At 69.4% G+C, this 15,624-nt stretch carries 12 protein-coding genes and 2 pseudogenes; 11 read left to right on the forward strand and 3 right to left on the reverse strand.

Features of this window, described 5'->3' with window-relative positions; genetic code table 11:
* Positions 1-148: 148 nt before the first annotated feature.
* On the forward strand, positions 149-1,276 hold the full coding sequence (otsB, locus tag A5678_RS12685) for a trehalose-phosphatase (protein ID WP_068042781.1): 1,128 nt from the start codon (positions 149-151) through the stop codon (positions 1,274-1,276).
* Here the strand turns inward: otsB and A5678_RS12690 are convergent.
* Entirely contained in the window at positions 1,273-2,145 is an 873-nt protein-coding gene (locus A5678_RS12690) for a MaoC family dehydratase (RefSeq protein ID WP_068042797.1), read from the reverse strand. The genes otsB and A5678_RS12690 overlap by 4 nt on opposite strands.
* Before the next feature lie 83 nt (positions 2,146-2,228).
* Here A5678_RS12690 and A5678_RS12695 point away from each other — a divergent pair, with 83 nt between their 5' ends.
* The 9 genes from A5678_RS12695 to A5678_RS12730 all read left to right on the forward strand — a co-directional run bounded on the left by A5678_RS12695 (position 2,229) and on the right by A5678_RS12730 (position 13,733).
* Positions 2,229-2,942 (forward strand): histidine phosphatase family protein, encoded by a 714-nt coding sequence (locus A5678_RS12695; RefSeq protein ID WP_068042783.1) that lies wholly within the window; start codon positions 2,229-2,231, stop codon positions 2,940-2,942.
* Positions 2,943-3,040: 98 nt separating this feature from the next.
* Positions 3,041-5,038 carry an SDR family oxidoreductase gene (locus tag A5678_RS12700; protein WP_068042799.1) on the forward strand — a complete coding sequence of 666 codons (1,998 nt, stop codon included), beginning with the start codon at positions 3,041-3,043 and terminating at the stop codon, positions 5,036-5,038.
* A gap of 43 nt (positions 5,039-5,081) precedes the next feature.
* Entirely contained in the window at positions 5,082-5,825 is a 744-nt protein-coding gene (locus tag A5678_RS12705) for a 2OG-Fe dioxygenase family protein (protein ID WP_068042801.1), read from the forward strand.
* Between the two features lie 33 nt (positions 5,826-5,858).
* On the forward strand, positions 5,859-6,887 hold the full coding sequence (locus A5678_RS12710; RefSeq protein ID WP_082945541.1) for a nucleoside hydrolase: 1,029 nt from the start codon (positions 5,859-5,861) through the stop codon (positions 6,885-6,887).
* A complete protein-coding gene (locus A5678_RS12715; RefSeq protein ID WP_068042785.1) occupies positions 6,884-7,342 on the forward strand; it encodes a hypothetical protein in 459 nt (152 codons plus the stop codon). The genes A5678_RS12710 and A5678_RS12715 overlap by 4 nt, the downstream gene beginning before the upstream one ends.
* A 13-nt stretch (positions 7,343-7,355) precedes the next feature.
* Positions 7,356-7,478, forward strand: coding sequence for a hypothetical protein (locus A5678_RS28185; protein WP_255396915.1), 123 nt, complete (start codon positions 7,356-7,358; stop codon positions 7,476-7,478).
* A 126-nt stretch (positions 7,479-7,604) separates the two neighbouring features.
* Positions 7,605-9,416, forward strand: a complete 1,812-nt coding sequence (locus tag A5678_RS12720) for a thiamine pyrophosphate-requiring protein (RefSeq protein ID WP_068042787.1) — start codon at positions 7,605-7,607, stop codon at positions 9,414-9,416.
* The gene (locus tag A5678_RS12725; protein ID WP_068042788.1) at positions 9,413-12,565 is read left to right on the forward strand and encodes an FAD-binding and (Fe-S)-binding domain-containing protein; all 3,153 of its coding nucleotides are present in this window, start codon (positions 9,413-9,415) and stop codon (positions 12,563-12,565) included. Before A5678_RS12720 ends, A5678_RS12725 begins: the two co-directional genes overlap by 4 nt.
* 13 nt (positions 12,566-12,578) lie before the next feature.
* Complete coding sequence (locus A5678_RS12730) at positions 12,579-13,733, forward strand: alpha-hydroxy-acid oxidizing protein (RefSeq protein ID WP_068042790.1); 1,155 nt, start codon at positions 12,579-12,581, stop codon at positions 13,731-13,733.
* Positions 13,734-13,738: 5 nt separating this feature from the next.
* Here A5678_RS12730 and A5678_RS12735 read toward each other — a convergent pair whose 3' ends face one another.
* Complete coding sequence (locus A5678_RS12735) at positions 13,739-15,292, reverse strand: DNA polymerase Y family protein (protein ID WP_068042805.1); 1,554 nt, start codon at positions 15,290-15,292, stop codon at positions 13,739-13,741.
* A 38-nt stretch (positions 15,293-15,330) separates the two neighbouring features.
* A pseudogene (locus A5678_RS26505) lies at positions 15,331-15,459 on the reverse strand (hypothetical protein); the annotation flags it as partial.
* Here A5678_RS26505 and A5678_RS27910 point away from each other — a divergent pair.
* Positions 15,449-15,624: pseudogene (locus tag A5678_RS27910) on the forward strand (hypothetical protein); the annotation flags it as partial. The pseudogenes A5678_RS26505 and A5678_RS27910 overlap by 11 nt on opposite strands.

Here is a 15,624-nt window from a genome sequence, read left to right on the forward strand (position 1 = left end):
GACGACGCCGATGACGGCGCTTTTCCCAATGCGCCCTCGGCGATCGTCGCCGCAAGCGATCGATCGGCGCGTTCCCCGGTCGCGCGCCGGGGCAAGCACGGCACTGACCCACTCCCGGCCGGGCCGAAAACCGTGAGAAGGTTGGGTCATGCCACAGTCGGGGTCGGTCATCATCGACCCGCGCCGCCATGACGCGGTGCTGTTAGACGCGCCGGACCCCACCCTGGACGGGCAACTGCGCGAGATCGGGGTCGGCGCCGCCGTGTTTGCAACGGACCCGGTGGAAGCGGCGCGCCGGCTGCAGGTGCGGCCCGGCCGCTGCGTGGTCGTCACCGCCGACGAAGCGGGCGTCGAGGCGGCGCGCGCCGGCGGATTCGCGTTGGTCATCGGTGTCGACAGGGGGCATGGCGACGCGCTGCGGGCCGCCGGCGCCGATGCGGTCGTCGCCGACCTCCGCGAGGTGACGGTGCGAACCGGAGACCGCCGGATCTCACAGCTGCCCGATGCGCTGACGGCCCTCGACGACCTGGCCGCGCGGCGGCCGGCGGTGTTCTTCGACTTCGACGGCACGCTGTCCGACATCGTCAACGACCCGGATGCGGCCATCCCGGTCGCCGGCGCCACCGAGGCGCTGCGGCAGTTGGCCGAACGATGCCCGGTCGCGGTGCTGTCGGGCCGCGATCTGGCCGACGTGACGAAACGGGTTGGCGTGCCAGGCATTTGGTATGCCGGCAGCCACGGTTTCGAGTTGACCGCACCCGACGGCACGCACCACCAGAACGACGCAGCGGCGGCGGCCATACCGGTGCTGCAGCGTGCGGCCGTCGAGCTGCGCGAGCGGCTGGGCTCGATCCAGGGTGTGGTGGTGGAGCACAAGCGCTTTGGGGTCGCGGTGCATTACCGCAACGCCGGGCGCGACCGTGTCGGCGAGGTGGCGGCCGCGGTGCGCGCGGCCGGCCGGCGCGACGAGCTTCGGGTAACCACCGGCCGCGAGGTCATCGAGCTGCGGCCAGACTTGGACTGGGACAAGGGCAAAACGCTGCGCTGGGTGCTCGACCACCTGGCCGGGGCGGAGTCGGGCCCGTTGACGCCGGTCTATCTCGGCGACGACATCACCGACGAGGACGCGTTCGACGCGGTCCACGACGGTGGGGTGCCAATCCTGGTGCGGCACTACGACGACGGCGACCGCGCCACCGCGGCGCGGTTCGCGCTGGACAGCCCGGCGCGCGCCGGCGAGTTCACCGCCCGGCTGGCGGGCGAGCTGGCCCGTTAGGCCTGCGCGTATTCCACCGCGCCGTCGTCGAGCACGACCCGCGTGCCGCCGCCCTCCGCGCCGGACGCCTCGGTGCGGAACACCGCCTTGCCCGGCTCGGTGCGCCAGATCAACGTCGTCAGCGTCTCGCCGGGGAACACCGGCGAGGTGAATCGCGCCGCGATCGAGGTGACGTTCGCCGCGACCCCGCCGCCGAGTTCGGCGACGAGCGCGCGGCCGGCCACGCCGTAGCTGCACAGCCCGTGCAGGATCGGCTTGGGGAACCCGGCCATCTCGCGGGCGAACCAGGGGTCGCTGTGCAGCGGGTTGCGGTCACCGGAGAGCCGGTAGATCAGCGCCTGGTCCTCCCGGGTGGGCAGCGCTACCCGGGCGTCGGGCTCGCGGTCGGGGATCTCGGGGGCGACGGGCCGCTGACCGGGCACGCCCCCGAACCCGCCCTCGCCCCGGATCACCAGGGTGGTGAGCGTCTCGGCGATCAGCTTCTCCGAGTCCGGGTCGGTGCCCCGGCCGCGCAACACCAGAATCGCGTTCTTGCCCTCGCCCTTGTCCTGGATGTCGGCGACCTCGGTGACCACCGACAGCTTCCCCGCGGGCGGCAGCGGCGCGTGCAGCCGGATTTCCTGGGAGCCGTGTAACAGCATGGCCCAGTTGAACGTTCCGACCTTGCCGGCCGCCCCGAATGCCGGGCAGCAGATCACCGCGTAGGTGGGCAGCACCTGCTGGTCGATGCCGTGGCTGTTCTCGGTGGTGAACGACAGGTCGTCAAGGCCGGCGCCGACGCCGAGCGCGTACAGCAGGGTGTCCCGGTCGGTCCATTCGAACAGCTTCGGTTCGGTCACCGCGCCGACGGCACTCGGGTCTATCGCCATCTGAGTCTCCTTCGCCAGTATTTTCTCCACCTAACCATCGCAAACCCTTCCCACCGAAGCCGTCGGCAGGGCAGGCTATCGACATGCCGAAGCGCAGCTGGATCCGAAATGTCTCGAAGGCAGTCGCGGCGCTCACCGCGGTCGTGATCATCGGCGCCTGTGGCGGATCACCGCAGGCGCGCAACATCACGCTGACCTTCTTCCGGCACGCAGAGTCGGAGGCCAACGTGAGCGGGGTCATCGACACCTCTGTGCCGGGCCCCGGCCTGAGCCCCGAGGGCAAGGGGCAGGCGGAACAGGTCGCCCACCAAGCGGGCCGCAAGGACTACGACGGCATCTACGCCTCGACCATGGCCAGAGCCCAGCAGACCGCCGCGCCGTTGGCCTCTGAGCTGGGCAAGCAGGTCGAGGTGCTGCAGGGCATCCAGGAGATCAACGCCGGCTGGTTCGAGGGCAAGCCGGTTTCCATGGCGGCCTCGACGTACCTGTTGGCGCCGGCGGACTGGCTCAGGGGCGACATGCAGAACACCATCCCCGGGTCGGTGAGCGGCAGGGAGTTCAACGAGCGATTCACCGCCGCCGTCCAGAAGGTCTACAACAGCGGCCAGCACAATCCGGTGGTGTTCTCGCACAAATTCGCCATCGAGTACTGGACGCTGATGAACACCAAGAACGCCAAGGACACGTTGCTGACCAGCCACCCGCTGCCCAACATCGGCCGCGTGGTGATCACCGGCAACCCGATGACCGGCTGGACCCTGGTGGATTGGGACGGCATCCGCGACTTCCACAACTGACGCGTTGATGGTGGCGACCCGCCGCGCCCGGCTCACACCGCGCTTGCGATCGCCACTGTCGGTTGACGTGGGCGGTCACCAGCCGCCACGATGACTGCATGCGTTATGTCGTTACCGGCGGTACCGGGTTTATTGGGCGCCGCGTCGTCGACCGCCTGCTGGAAACGCGGCCCGATGCGCAGGTGTGGGTGCTGGTCCGGCGGCAGTCGCTGGGTCGCTTCGAACGGCTCGCCGCCGAGTGGGGTGAGCGGGCGAAACCACTGGTCGCAGGCCTGCCGGAGCTGGAGCTAACCGACGAGACCATCGCCGAGCTCGGCCGGATCGATCACGTCGTGCACTGCGCGGCCGTCTACGACATCACCGCGGGCGAAGCCGAGCAGCGGGCCACCAACGTCGAAGGCACCCGCGCCGTCATCGAGCTGGCGCAGCGGCTGGGCGCGACGCTCCACCACGTGTCGTCGATCGCGGTGGCCGGCGACTTCCCCGGCGAGTACACCGAGGACGACTTCGACGTCGGCCAGCAGCTGCCGACGCCGTACCACCAGACGAAGTTCGAAGCCGAGCTGCTGGTGCGGTCGGCGCCCGGACTGCGCTATCGCATCTACCGGCCGGCCGTGGTGGTGGGCGACTCGCGCACCGGCGAGATGGACAAGATCGACGGGCCGTACTACTTCTTCGGAATATTGTCGGCGCTGGCTCGACTACCCAAGTTCACACCCATCCTGCTGCCCGACACCGGCCGCACCAACATCGTGCCGGTCGACTTCGTGGTCGACGCGCTCGTCGCGCTCATGCACTCCGAGGGTTGTGACGGCCGCACGTTCCACCTCACGGCCCCGAAAACCGTTGGGCTGCGCGGCATCTACCGCGGCGTCGGCAAGGCGGCCGGGCTCCCGCCGGCGCGCGGGTCGCTGCCCGGCTCGGTGGCCGCCCCGGTGCTCAGGGTGCGCGGGCGGGCCCGGGTGCTGCGCAACATGGCGGCCACTCAGTTGGGAATCCCGGCCGAGGTTTTCGACCTCGTCGACCTAAAGCCCACTTTTATCAGCGACCAGACCCGGAAAGCGTTGCGCGGCACGGGCATCGACGTGCCCGAGTTCTCCAGCTACGCGCCCCAGCTGTGGCGGTACTGGGCCGAGCACCTCGACCCGGACCGGGCCCGCCGGGACGATCCGAAGGGACCGCTGCGCGGCCGGCACGTCATCATCACCGGCGCGTCCAGCGGCATCGGCCGGGCGGCGGCGATCGCGGTCGCGGAGCGCGGGGCGACGGTGTTCGCCCTGGCCCGCAACGCCGACGCCCTGGATCAACTGGTCGCCGAGATCCGCGCGAGCGGCGGTGACGCCCACGCCTTCACCTGCGACGTCACTGATTCCACCTCGGTCGAGCACACCGTCAAGGACATCCTCGGGCGCTTCGACCACGTCGACTACCTGGTGAACAACGCGGGCCGGTCGATCCGCCGCTCGGTGGTCAACTCCACCGACCGGCTACACGACTACGAGCGCGTGATGGCGGTCAACTACTTCGGCGCGGTGCGGATGGTGCTGGCGCTGCTGCCGCACTGGCGCGAGCGCCGCTTCGGTCACGTGGTCAACGTCTCCAGCGCCGGCGTGCAGGCGCGCAACCCCAAGTACAGCTCGTACCTGCCCACCAAGGCGGCGCTCGACGCGTTCGCCGACGTGGTCGGCTCGGAGACGCTGTCCGACCACATCACCTTCACCAATATCCATATGCCACTGGTTCGCACGCCGATGATCGCGCCCTCGCACCGGCTGAATCCGGTGCCGGCGATCAGCCCGGAGCGCGCGGCCGCCATGGTGGTGCGCGGCCTGGTGGAGAAACCGGCCCGCATCGACACTCCACTGGGCACGCTGGCCGAAGTCGGCAACTACTTCGCGCCGCGGACCTCGCGGCGCATCCTGCACCAGCTCTACCTGGGTTACCCCGACTCGGCGGCCGCCCGCGGCTTGACCATCGAACCGGCGGCGGCTCCCCCGCGCAAACCGAGGCGCCCAGCGCGCGGCGTCACCCGCGGCATCCGGACGCCGCGACCGGTCAAACGCTTGGTGCGCCTGGTCCCCGGGTTGCATTGGTAGGTCAGCGCGTTTCAGGCGCACCCTATTGCGGTATTCCGGCGCGATGACCCGGACTCTTTCCGAGAAGCGGGCGGACGCCGACCCGGTGGCCGCCGCGGCCCGGCAGGTCGCCACGACGGGCGCCGCGGTGCTGTCCTCGTTCGACGTGACCCGAAGCCTGGGCGCGGGCCGCGAAGAGTGGACCCGGTTCGCCCGGCACTGGCGGCATCTGGCCCCCGACCCCTACGCGGCTGAGCTGGGCGTGCAGCGGCTGCGCCGGTACGGCCAGTACTCGTTTCGTGACGGGCTGCTGCGCCCGATGCCCACGAGCACGTTCGTGCAGCCGGAGGAATCCAACCCCCTCTACATCGGCAAGGACCGCGAGTTCGAGCCACTGACCGACGCTTTCGCCCGGGACCCCTTGCTGCACAAGGTGATCGGCCTGCTGGCCCGGGTAGCCGCGGCGCTCGACGACGTGGCGGACTGGAACGTCAAGGTGCACCCGTTCCGCACCCGGTCGTCGACGGACGAGGGAGCGTATCCGACGCCCGAGGGTATGCACCGCGACGGCGTCACGCTGGTCACCTCGCTGCTGGTCGGGCGGCGCAACGCCATCGGGGGCGAGAGCACGGTGTGCGACCTGGACGGCCGGCAGTTGCTGGCGACGACGCTGGCCGAGCCCGGCACGCTGATGCTGGGCGACGACCGCCGCACCCTGCACGGCGTCTCCCCGATCCGGCCGATCGACGGCTCGGGCCCGGCCCAGCGCGACGTCCTGGTGGTCACCTTCGCCTCGGCCTGGCCGTAGAATCGCCGGCGTATCAGCAATGAGAAGGCCGCGGTGACCCCCGTTTTCGTCGACGTCGACACCGGGGTCGACGACGCGCTCGCGTTGATGTACCTGTTCGCCAGCCCGGACGCGGACGTGGTCGGCATCGCCTCCACCGGCGGAAACGTTGCGGTGCAGCAGGTTTGCGAGAACAACCTCGGCCTGCTCGAGCTGTGCGGCGTCACCGTCCCGGTCTCCAAAGGCTCCGACGAGACCCTGACCGGACCGACGCGCCTGCCGTCAAAGGTCCACGGCCCCAGGGGATTGGGCTATGCCGACCTGCCGCCCACCGATCGCCGCCTCACCGACCACGACTCGGCGGCCGCCTGGGTGCGCGCCGCACGGGCCTTTCCCGGTGAGCTCATCGGCGTGGCGACCGGCCCGCTCACCAATCTGGCGCTGGCGCTGCGCGCCGAACCGGCGCTGCCGACGCTGCTGCGCCGCCTGGTCGTCATGGGCGGTTCCTACGATCACCGGGGCAACACCACCGCAGTGGCCGAATGGAACATCAGCGTGGACCCGGAGGCCGCGGCCGAGGTGCTGGCCGCCTGGGACCCCGAAGCCGTTGGCCAAGACCGCCTCCCGATCCTGTGCGGCCTGGACCTGACGCGCAAGGTGGCGATGACGCCGGAACACCTCGCGAGGCTGGCGGACGCCGCGGGGTCGACGGCCACCCAGATGAGCGCGGGCGACGAGCCCGGCACCCGGTCGACGGCGTCCAACCCGTTGATCCGGGTGATCGAGGACGCGATGCGGTTCTACCTGGAGGCCTACCACGAGATCGGCCACGGATACCAGGCGCATCTGCACGACCCGCTGGCCGCCGCCGTGGCGCTGGACCCGGGGCTGGTCACCATCCGTGCCGCGACCGTGGACATCGAGCTGACCGGGACACTCACCCGCGCCATGACGGTGACCGATTGGTCGGGACGCCGAGCACCCAACGCGCTGATCGGGATCGACGTGGACGCGGCGGCGTTCTTCGACCGGTTCATCGAACGGGTGGGGCCCTTTGCGCGCGGGTTAGCCTCGATGGCATGAAGATTCGTCTTATCGAAGTCCTGCGGGCGGGATGGGGCACCGTGCTGCTGGCCGCACCGTCGGAGGTGCTGGACCACATCCACGGGGTAGAGGTCGATCGCAAGGCGCTCGTCGTCACCCGAATCCTGGGCGCGCGTCACCTCACCCAGGCGCTCCTGTCTGGCATCAATCCCGGCCCGGAGGTGCTGGCGGCCGGCGTCTGGGTCGACACGGTGCACTCGATCACCGCGCTCGGCCTGGCCGTGGTCGACCGGCGCCGGGCTCGCGGCGGGGTGACCGACGCCGCCGTCGCGGCATCGTGGGCGGGCCTGGGCTGGCGGCACCTGCGGGCGGGCAAGGCCAGGACGGACGGCGTCCGCGGGCGCGATCGGTTGGCCCGCATGGTCGTGGGTGCGCTGCCCGGCGGTGGCGGGCTGATGGCGCGGGCCCAGGCCGTCCGCGCCGCGCGGGCCTAGGCGACCCGCAAACATGACCCGGCTCCACGAGCCGCGCGGTGACCTGGCGCGGGCCTTCGGGCACGCGCCGCTCTTCGCCGCCGCGCACCGGCCCGCGGGCACCAGCGATCCGCCCCGCCGGGACCGGCGCAGCTAACTCGACGCGGCAACGGTTAGACCGCTGCACCGCGGGTAGCCGACGGATATTGTCCTTCGGCAAGCGTTGCCAGGGGCACTTGTCAGATCACCAGCGATGGTCAGTGGCCAGACGTAGGGAGCGCTTATGCCGAAAACCGCCGACTTCATCGTCGACCGCCTGCGCCAGTGGGGCATTCACAGGATTTTCGGATACCCGGGTGACGGGATCCTGTCGATGCTCGGTGCGCTCGACCGAGCGGGCGGCGACCCGGAATTGATCCAGCCTCGCCACGAGGAGATGGCCGCGTTCATGGCGACGGGGCACGCCAAGTTCACCGGCGAGATCGGCTGTTGCCTGGCAACCTCAGGCGGCGGTGCGGTGCACCTGCTCAACGGGCTCTACGACGCAAAGCTGGACCACCACCCGGTCGTCGCCATCGTGGGCCAGCAGAAGCGGATGTCTTTGGGCGCGGCGTTCCAGCAGGAGATCGACCCGCTATCGCTGTACAAAGACGTCTCGTCGGACTTCGTCCAGATCTGCATGGCGCCGGTGCAGGCACGCCAACTCGTCGACCGCGCCTGCAAGGTGGCGTTGAACAACCGCACCGTCGCCACCATCATCGTGCCCGAGGACGTGGCCGAAGCCGAGGCGGTGCCATCGCCGCCCCGCATGCACGGCGCGGTCTACACCAGCGTGGGCTGGACCAAGCCGAGGGTGATCCCCCCGCAGTCCGAGCTGGAGAACGCGGCCGAGATCCTCAACGAAGGCAAGAAGGTGGCGATGGTGGTCGGGCAGGGCGCCGCCGAGGCCGTCGACGAGGTCATCCAGGCGGCTGAAATCCTGGGCGCCGGTGTCGCCAAGACGTCGTTGGGCCGCGCCGTCCTCTCCGACGACCTGCCGTACGTCACCGGTCCGATCGGACTGTTGGGTTCCACCGCCAGCGAGGCCATGATGGCCGATGCGGACACGTTGTTCTTCGTCGGCACCGCCTTTCCTTACGCCGAGTGGCTGCCCAAAGAGGGGCAGTGCCGCGGCGTCGAGATCAACCTCGACGGCCGGATGATCGGGACTCGGTACCCGATGGAGGCGAACCTGGTCGGAGACTCGAAAAGCACGCTGCACGAACTTATTCCGCTGCTGCAGCGTAAGGAGGAGCGGACGTGGCGACACAAGATCGAGAAGGAGGTCCAGGAGTGGTGGGCGGTACTGGACAAGCGGGCGCACGACAAGGCCGACCCGCTGAACCCTGAGCTGGTGGCCCATGAGCTGTCGAAGCGGCTGCCCGACAACACAGTCCTGACCACCGACGCCGGTTCGGTCGCCAACTGGTGGGCCCGGCACCTGAGGATGCGTCCCGGCATGGCCGCTTCGCTGGCCGGCAACCTGGCCACCATGGGCCCGGGCACGCCGTATGCGATCAGCGCCAAGCTCGCCCATCCCGGTCGTCCGGTGATCGCGCTCGTCGGCGACGGCGTGTTCCAGATGAACGGCCTGGCCGAGATGATCACCGTCAAGCGCTACAAGGATCGACTCTCCGATGGCCCGCTGATCTTCTGCGTATTCAACAACGAAGACCTCAACCAGGTGACCTGGGAGCAGCGGGCAATGGGCGGTGAGCCGAAGTTTGCGGGCTCGCAATACATCCCGGATGTTCCCTACGCCGAGTTCGCAAAGCTGCTCGGGCTGAACGGCATCCGCTGCGACGACCCGGCGAAGATCGGACAGGCGTGGGACCAGGCGCTCGCGGCCAACGGTCCGGTGGTGCTGGAGGTGGTCGTCGACAAGGACATCCCGCCGGTCCCGCCGCACATCAAGAAGATGATGGCGAAGAAGACCGCCAAGGCGGTGATGAAAGACCCGGACCGCGTCAGCATCGGTAAAAAGGGCGCCAAGCAGAAGATGCACGAATTCACCGAGTCGATCAAAAGCGTTGGTGGCAGGAGCGACAACGAATGAGCCTGCTCAGGGCCGAACACACCCGTGCGGTCCCCGCCCGCCCGGATACGCGCTTTGCCGCCGGCATGGCCAGCGTGGACAGGGTCAACGTCACGGGGCTGGAAAACCAACTGCGGCGGCACGTCAGCGGGGAGGTACGGTTCGACACCGCCACGCTGGCGATGTATGCCAACGACGCGTCGAACTTCCGGCAGGTGCCGATTGGGGTGGTGGTGCCCGAGACGCTCGAGGACGTCGTGCAGACGATGCGGGCCTGTCACGCGTACCACGCCCCGGTGCTGTGCCGCGGCGGAGGGACGAGCCTGTCGGGCGAAACGGTGAATGTCGCTGTGGTGATCGACTTCTCGAAATACCTCACCGACATCATCGACATCGATCCGCAACGTCGCCTGGCCACCGTGCAGACCGGTGTTATCAACGAACAACTGAACAAGGCCACCGGCGAACACGGGTTGGTGTTCGGTCCCGACCCGTCGTCGCATTCACGGTGCACCCTGGGGGGCAATCTTGGCAACAACTCCTGTGGGGTGCACTCCATCCAGGCTCATTTGTATGGGCCGGGACCACGGACCTCCGACAACACCCACGCAATGGAGGTCGTCACGTATGACGGCGCCCGGTTCGCCGTCGGCGTCAATGAAGAGAAGGATCTCGACGCCATCATCGCGGCCGGCGGGCGCAAGGGTGAAATTTATTCTGCCCTGCGGGATCTGCGCGACGAATATGCCGAAGACATCCGCAGAGGCTTCCCATCGGTGGACGAGCTACCGCGGCGCGTTTCCGGGTACAACCTCGAGGAGCTGTTGCCTGAGAAGGGGTTCAACGTCGCCCGCGCGCTGGTCGGCACGGAGAGCACGTGTGCCGTGGCGTTGACTGCCACCGTGATGCTCACCCCGGCGATGCTGCACCGCACCCTGGTGGTGGTGCAGTTCGACTCCCTAGGGGAGGCCGGCGACGCGGTGCCGGAGTTCATGGCCTGGAAGCCGATCGGCCTTGAGGCCGTCGATCACCTGCTGGTGCACGACCAAGAGCTGCGGGGCACGAACGCCGCAGGCCGGGCGGCGTTGCCGCGACCCAAATCCAGCGGCGCATGGATATTCGTGCAGTTCGGCTCGGACCAACCCGGTGAATCGCTAAACCGTGCCGAGGAATTCACGGGCTGGCTGCGCAAGAAAAAGGATTACGACGAGGATCGCATCGTGCTGGCCCGCAGCACGCAAGACGGCGGGAACAGCGACGAGCTGTGGATGATCCGCGAGGCCGGGCTGGGGTCGACGGCTTTTCCGGCCGACAGCGGCGATCACTGGCCGGGCTGGGAGGATTCGGCGGTGCCGCCGGCGCGGATCGGTGACTATCTGCGCGACCTGCAGAAGTTGTATGCCGAGCACGACCTGCGCGGCGCCATGTACGGCCATCTCGGGGAGGGCTGCATACACTCACGGATCAGTTTCGACCTGCGCCACTCCGACGGCCTGGCCACCTACCGCCGTTTCATGGAGGCCGCGGGTGACCTGGTGGCGTCCTACGGCGGTTCGATGTCCGGGGAGCACGGGGACGGCCAGCAGCGCGCCGAGCTGCTCGTCAAGCAGTACGGTCCGCGGCTGATGGAAGCGATGCGCAAGTTCAAGCTGATCTGGGATCCCGAATGGAAGATGAACCCGGGCAAGGTGATCGACGCGTATCGCTTCGACGAGAACCTCAAGCTCGGCACTGACTACAACCCGGCGCGCCCCAAGGTGAAGTTCGCCTACCCGGAGGATCACGGCGACTTCGCGCACGCGGCGCTGCGCTGCGTCGGGGTCGGCAAGTGCCGGGTGCCGGAGGCGGAGCTCACGATGTGCCCCAGCTATCAGGTCACCAGGGAGGAGATGCACTCCACCCGCGGGCGGGCGCGGCTGCTGTTCGAAATGCTGCGCGGCGAGGTGATCACCGACGGCTGGCAGTCCAACGAGGTCGCCGATGCGCTAGATCTGTGCCTGGCCTGCAAGGGCTGCACCAGCGACTGCCCGGTCGACGTCGACATCCCCACCTACAAGGCCGAGTTCCTCTATCACCACTTCCGCTCGCTGCGCCGTTGGCGGCCGCGGTACGCCTACGCATTCGGGTTCATCGACCAGGCCGCGCGGTTGGCGAGCGCGATGCCGGAGCTGGCGAACTTCGCGACGCAAACGCCGGTTCTCTCGCGAATCGCCAAGGCCGTGGGCGGGATTGACCGGAGCAGGCCGCTGCCCACCTTTGCGCCGATGACGCTGCAACAGTGGTTCTCGCAGCGTCCTGTCGTCAATGCCGGCGGCCCGCGGGTCATCCTGTTCCCCGACACGTTCAACAACCGCTTGCACACCGATGTCGGCGTGGCCTGCGTCGAGTCGATCGAAGCGGCCGGCTGGCAGGTCGTCATGCCGATGGGGTACATCTGTTGCGGTCGCCCACTTTATGACTACGGCTTTCTCGACGTCGCCGAGCGCTACCTGCGCCACGTGCTGAACCGACTGCGCGGCGAAATACGTTCCGGGACACCAGTTATCGGGATGGAACCGAGCTGCATTGCCGTCCTCAAGGACGAGCTCAAGAAGCTGTTGCCGCACGACGACGATGCGAACCGGTTGACGCGCAACAGCTATCATTTCGCCGAGTTTTTCACGACGTTCAACATCGAACCGCCCAAGGTGTCCGGCGCGCGTGCTCTCTTGTGGGGTCACTGCCACCAGCGGGCCACCGGCGGCATCGACGCCGACCGGCAGGTGCTGCAGGAAATGGGTATAGACGTCCAACCGGTCTCCGGCGGATGCTGCGGGCTGGCCGGCTCCTGGGGATTCGAGCAGGGCAAGTACCAGATCTCGCTCGACTGCGGTGAACAGGCGTTGCTGCCGACAATCCGGAAGAACCCGGATGCCCTGGTGGTGGCCAACGGCTTCTCCTGCCAGACGCAGATCAGCGACTCGGGTACGGCACACGCGCAGCACCTGGGACAAATCATGGCGATGGCAAACGCATCGGCCGACATTCGCTCTGTCTCTCCCCCGGGCCGGCCGCAGCCCGGCCCGCGGACCCGCGTTACCCGAACAGCCGTTCCGGCCGCGGCGTTGGGCGCGGCCGCGGCGGCCGGTGCCCTGTTGACGCGGAAGATCCGTTCCACCGCAAGCGATTAGGAGGGAACCCGCCATGGCTTTCGCCGAGTACCAAAATGAGCTCTATGAGCAGGGGCAGGCCGGCCGGCAGCCACCCTACCCCATCAAATTCGCCGACCTGGAGGCCAAGGCGACCGCGGCGATGCCGCCAAAGGTGCTGGGGTATGTGGCCGGCGGCGCCGGCGACGAGCACACCCAGCGCGCCAACTGCGAGGCCTTCAAGCGGTGGGGCTTATTTCCCCGCATGGGCATCGCCCCCGAAGAGCGCGACATGTCCGTCGAGCTGTTCGGCATGACATTGCCGTCTCCGATCTTCATGGCGCCCATCGGCGTACTCGGCGTGTGCGCCCAGGACGGCCATGGCGACCTGGCCGCGGCGCGGGCGTCGGCCCGTACGGGCGTGCCGTTCTTCGTGGGGACGCTCACGTCCGACCCGATGGAGGATGTCGCCGCCGAACTCGGCGACACCCCCGGCTTCTTCCAGCTGTATACGCCGCCCGACCGCGAGATGGCCGCCAGCCTGGTGCACCGCGCCGAGGCGGCCGGTTTCAAGTGCATGGCGGTCACGCTCGACACCTGGGTCACCGGCTGGCGGCCGCGCGACCTGAGCGCCGGGAACTACCCCCAGGTGCCCAGCGGGTGCCTGAGCAACTACACCTCCGATCCCGTGTTCCGCGCGAACCTGCAGCCGGGCGAGGACGCCACCGAGGCCGCGGTGCGCAAGTTGCCGATCTTCGGTGGTCCGTTCCGGTGGGAGGACCTGGAATGGCTGCGGTCGGAAACCGAGCTGCCGCTGATGGTCAAGGGCATCTGTCACCCCGACGACGTCCGGCGGGCCAAAGACATTGGTGTGGACGGCATTTATTGTTCCAATCACGGCGGACGACAGGCCAATGGCGGGCTGCCCGCATTGGACTGCCTGCCTGCAGTGCTGGAGGCCGCCGACGGGTTGCCGGTGCTGTTCGACTCGGGCGTCCGCAGCGGGGCCGACATCATCAAGGCCCTGGCGATGGGGGCGACCGCGGTGGGGATCGGGCGCCCCTACTGCTACGGCGTGGCGCTCGGTGGGGTCGACGGCATCGTGCACGTGCTGCGCTCCCTGCTCGCCGAGGCGGACCTGATCATGGCCGTCGACGGGTACCCTTCACTGAAGGACCTGACGCCAGACACGTTGCGGCCCATCGGATAGCACAGCTACTCGTAGCTGCCCTCGAGGTACCAGCGCCGCTGGTGGTAGCACAGTAGAAACGCTCGCTCGCCCTCCAGCAGAACCTGCGCGCGGGCGGTGCTACTTCCCCCTTGACCGGCCATACGCCGGTCATCCCACCACCGCTCGTCGACCGGCCACGGCCCGGCCCACCAGTCCAGCCGCTCGTCCCGGCCGTGCAAGGTCAGCCGCGCCGGGTCAGCGGAGAACAGCCCCCGGCTCGTCACCCGCACCGGGTTTCCTTGAGCGTCAAGCATTTCCACCGGGTCGTCGAGCAACACGGCCGGTGCCGGTTCGGGCAGCCGGCCGGGCCACGGCAGACCCGGGTCGGCCCGCGGGAGGAGTTCGTCACCCAGCGGGGTCAACGTGATGCGTTCGGCCGGCCCGCGTCCGCCGGACAACACCGGCACCCGCACCGCCTCCGGGCCGAGCAGGCCCTGCACCCGCACCAGGGCCCGGCGGGCCCGCAGCCGGTCCTCCTCGCCCAGGCCACCCCACAGCGGCAACTGCAGCGCCCCGGCCGACACCACCTCGACGGCCTGCAGCCGCAACAACGTCACCGCGGCCGTCGGGCGGGGGTTGCGCGCGGTCCGGCTGCTCAACCAGCCGTCCAGTTGCCAGCGCACCCGGTCGGCGGTGGCGTCCTCGGTCAACGGCTCGGCGCACCGCCACACCCGTTGTAGCTCTTCGCCGTTGGCGGTGACGGCATGAATGGCCAGCCGGGTACAGCCCACCCCGGCACCCATCAGCGCCCGGTGCAGCGCGGCGGCCAGCGAGCGCCCGGCGAAGGCCGCGGCGTCGACCCGGTCGATCGGCGGGTCGCAGTCCAGCACGGCCTCCAGCTCCTCCGGCGGCTCCCGCCCGGACGGCCCCCGCTCGGGTTCACCGCGGGCCAACCGGTGCGCGGCCACCCCGTCGGCGCCGAACCGGGACGCCACGTCGGTGGCCGACAACGCGGCGAACTGCCCGATGGTGCGAATTCCCATCCGCCACAACAGGTCCGTCAGCTCCTCCCGCTCCGGACCACACAGGCTGGGTTCGGTGGCGAGTTGGCGGATCGACAGCACCGACAGGAACTTCGCGTCACCGCCCGCCGGGACGATCCGGCCCGCCCGCGCGGCGAATACCGCGGTGGACAACTGGTCAGCGATTCCGACCTGGCACTCGGTGCCGGCAATTGAACTCACAGCCACCGCGTCGATCAGCCGCTCGGCGGCGTCGGCCTCGGAGCCGAAATAGCGGGCCGCCCCGCGCACCGGCAACACCAAGAGCCCGGGCCGCAGCACCTCGGCGCGCGGCACCAGGTCGTCCACCGCCGCAATGACCGACTCGAAGAAGCGGGCGTCGCGGTCCGCATCGGCGGTGCCGACGTGCAACTGTGGGCAGCGGGCCGCCGCCTCCCGGCGCCGCAGCCCCCGCCGCACTCCCGCCGCACGGGCGGCCGCCGAGCAGGCGATCACCCGGTTGGCCAACGTGACCGCCACCGGGGCCGTCGCGGGCAGACCCGCGGCCGCGGCCGCCGCGACCGCGGGCCAGTCCATGCACCAGATGGCCAGCACCCGGGAAGCCACTTGAGAATTCACCCAGCTCGCGCTCGGGCGGTCACCCGATGTCCCGCACACACCCCGCTGACCTGCAGCCGCACCCGGCTGATCCGGCCGAATCCGGGGCGGCCTCCCGCAGTGAGCTCATAGCCGCAGACCCGGGCGCGGGCGGTGGTGGCGCGGGCCCGCAGCAAGGGATGCACCGTGTTGGTCACCGACGGTGACTGGCAGGGCGCGCCGACCCGGCTGGAGGCCCGGGTCTGCGGCTATGAGCTCACTGCGGGAGGCCGCCCCGGATTCGGCCGGATCAGCCGGGTGCGGCTGCCGGA

It is taken from the genome of Mycobacterium sp. E2733 (genome assembly GCF_001667585.1).
Classification (GTDB): domain Bacteria; phylum Actinomycetota; class Actinomycetes; order Mycobacteriales; family Mycobacteriaceae; genus Mycobacterium.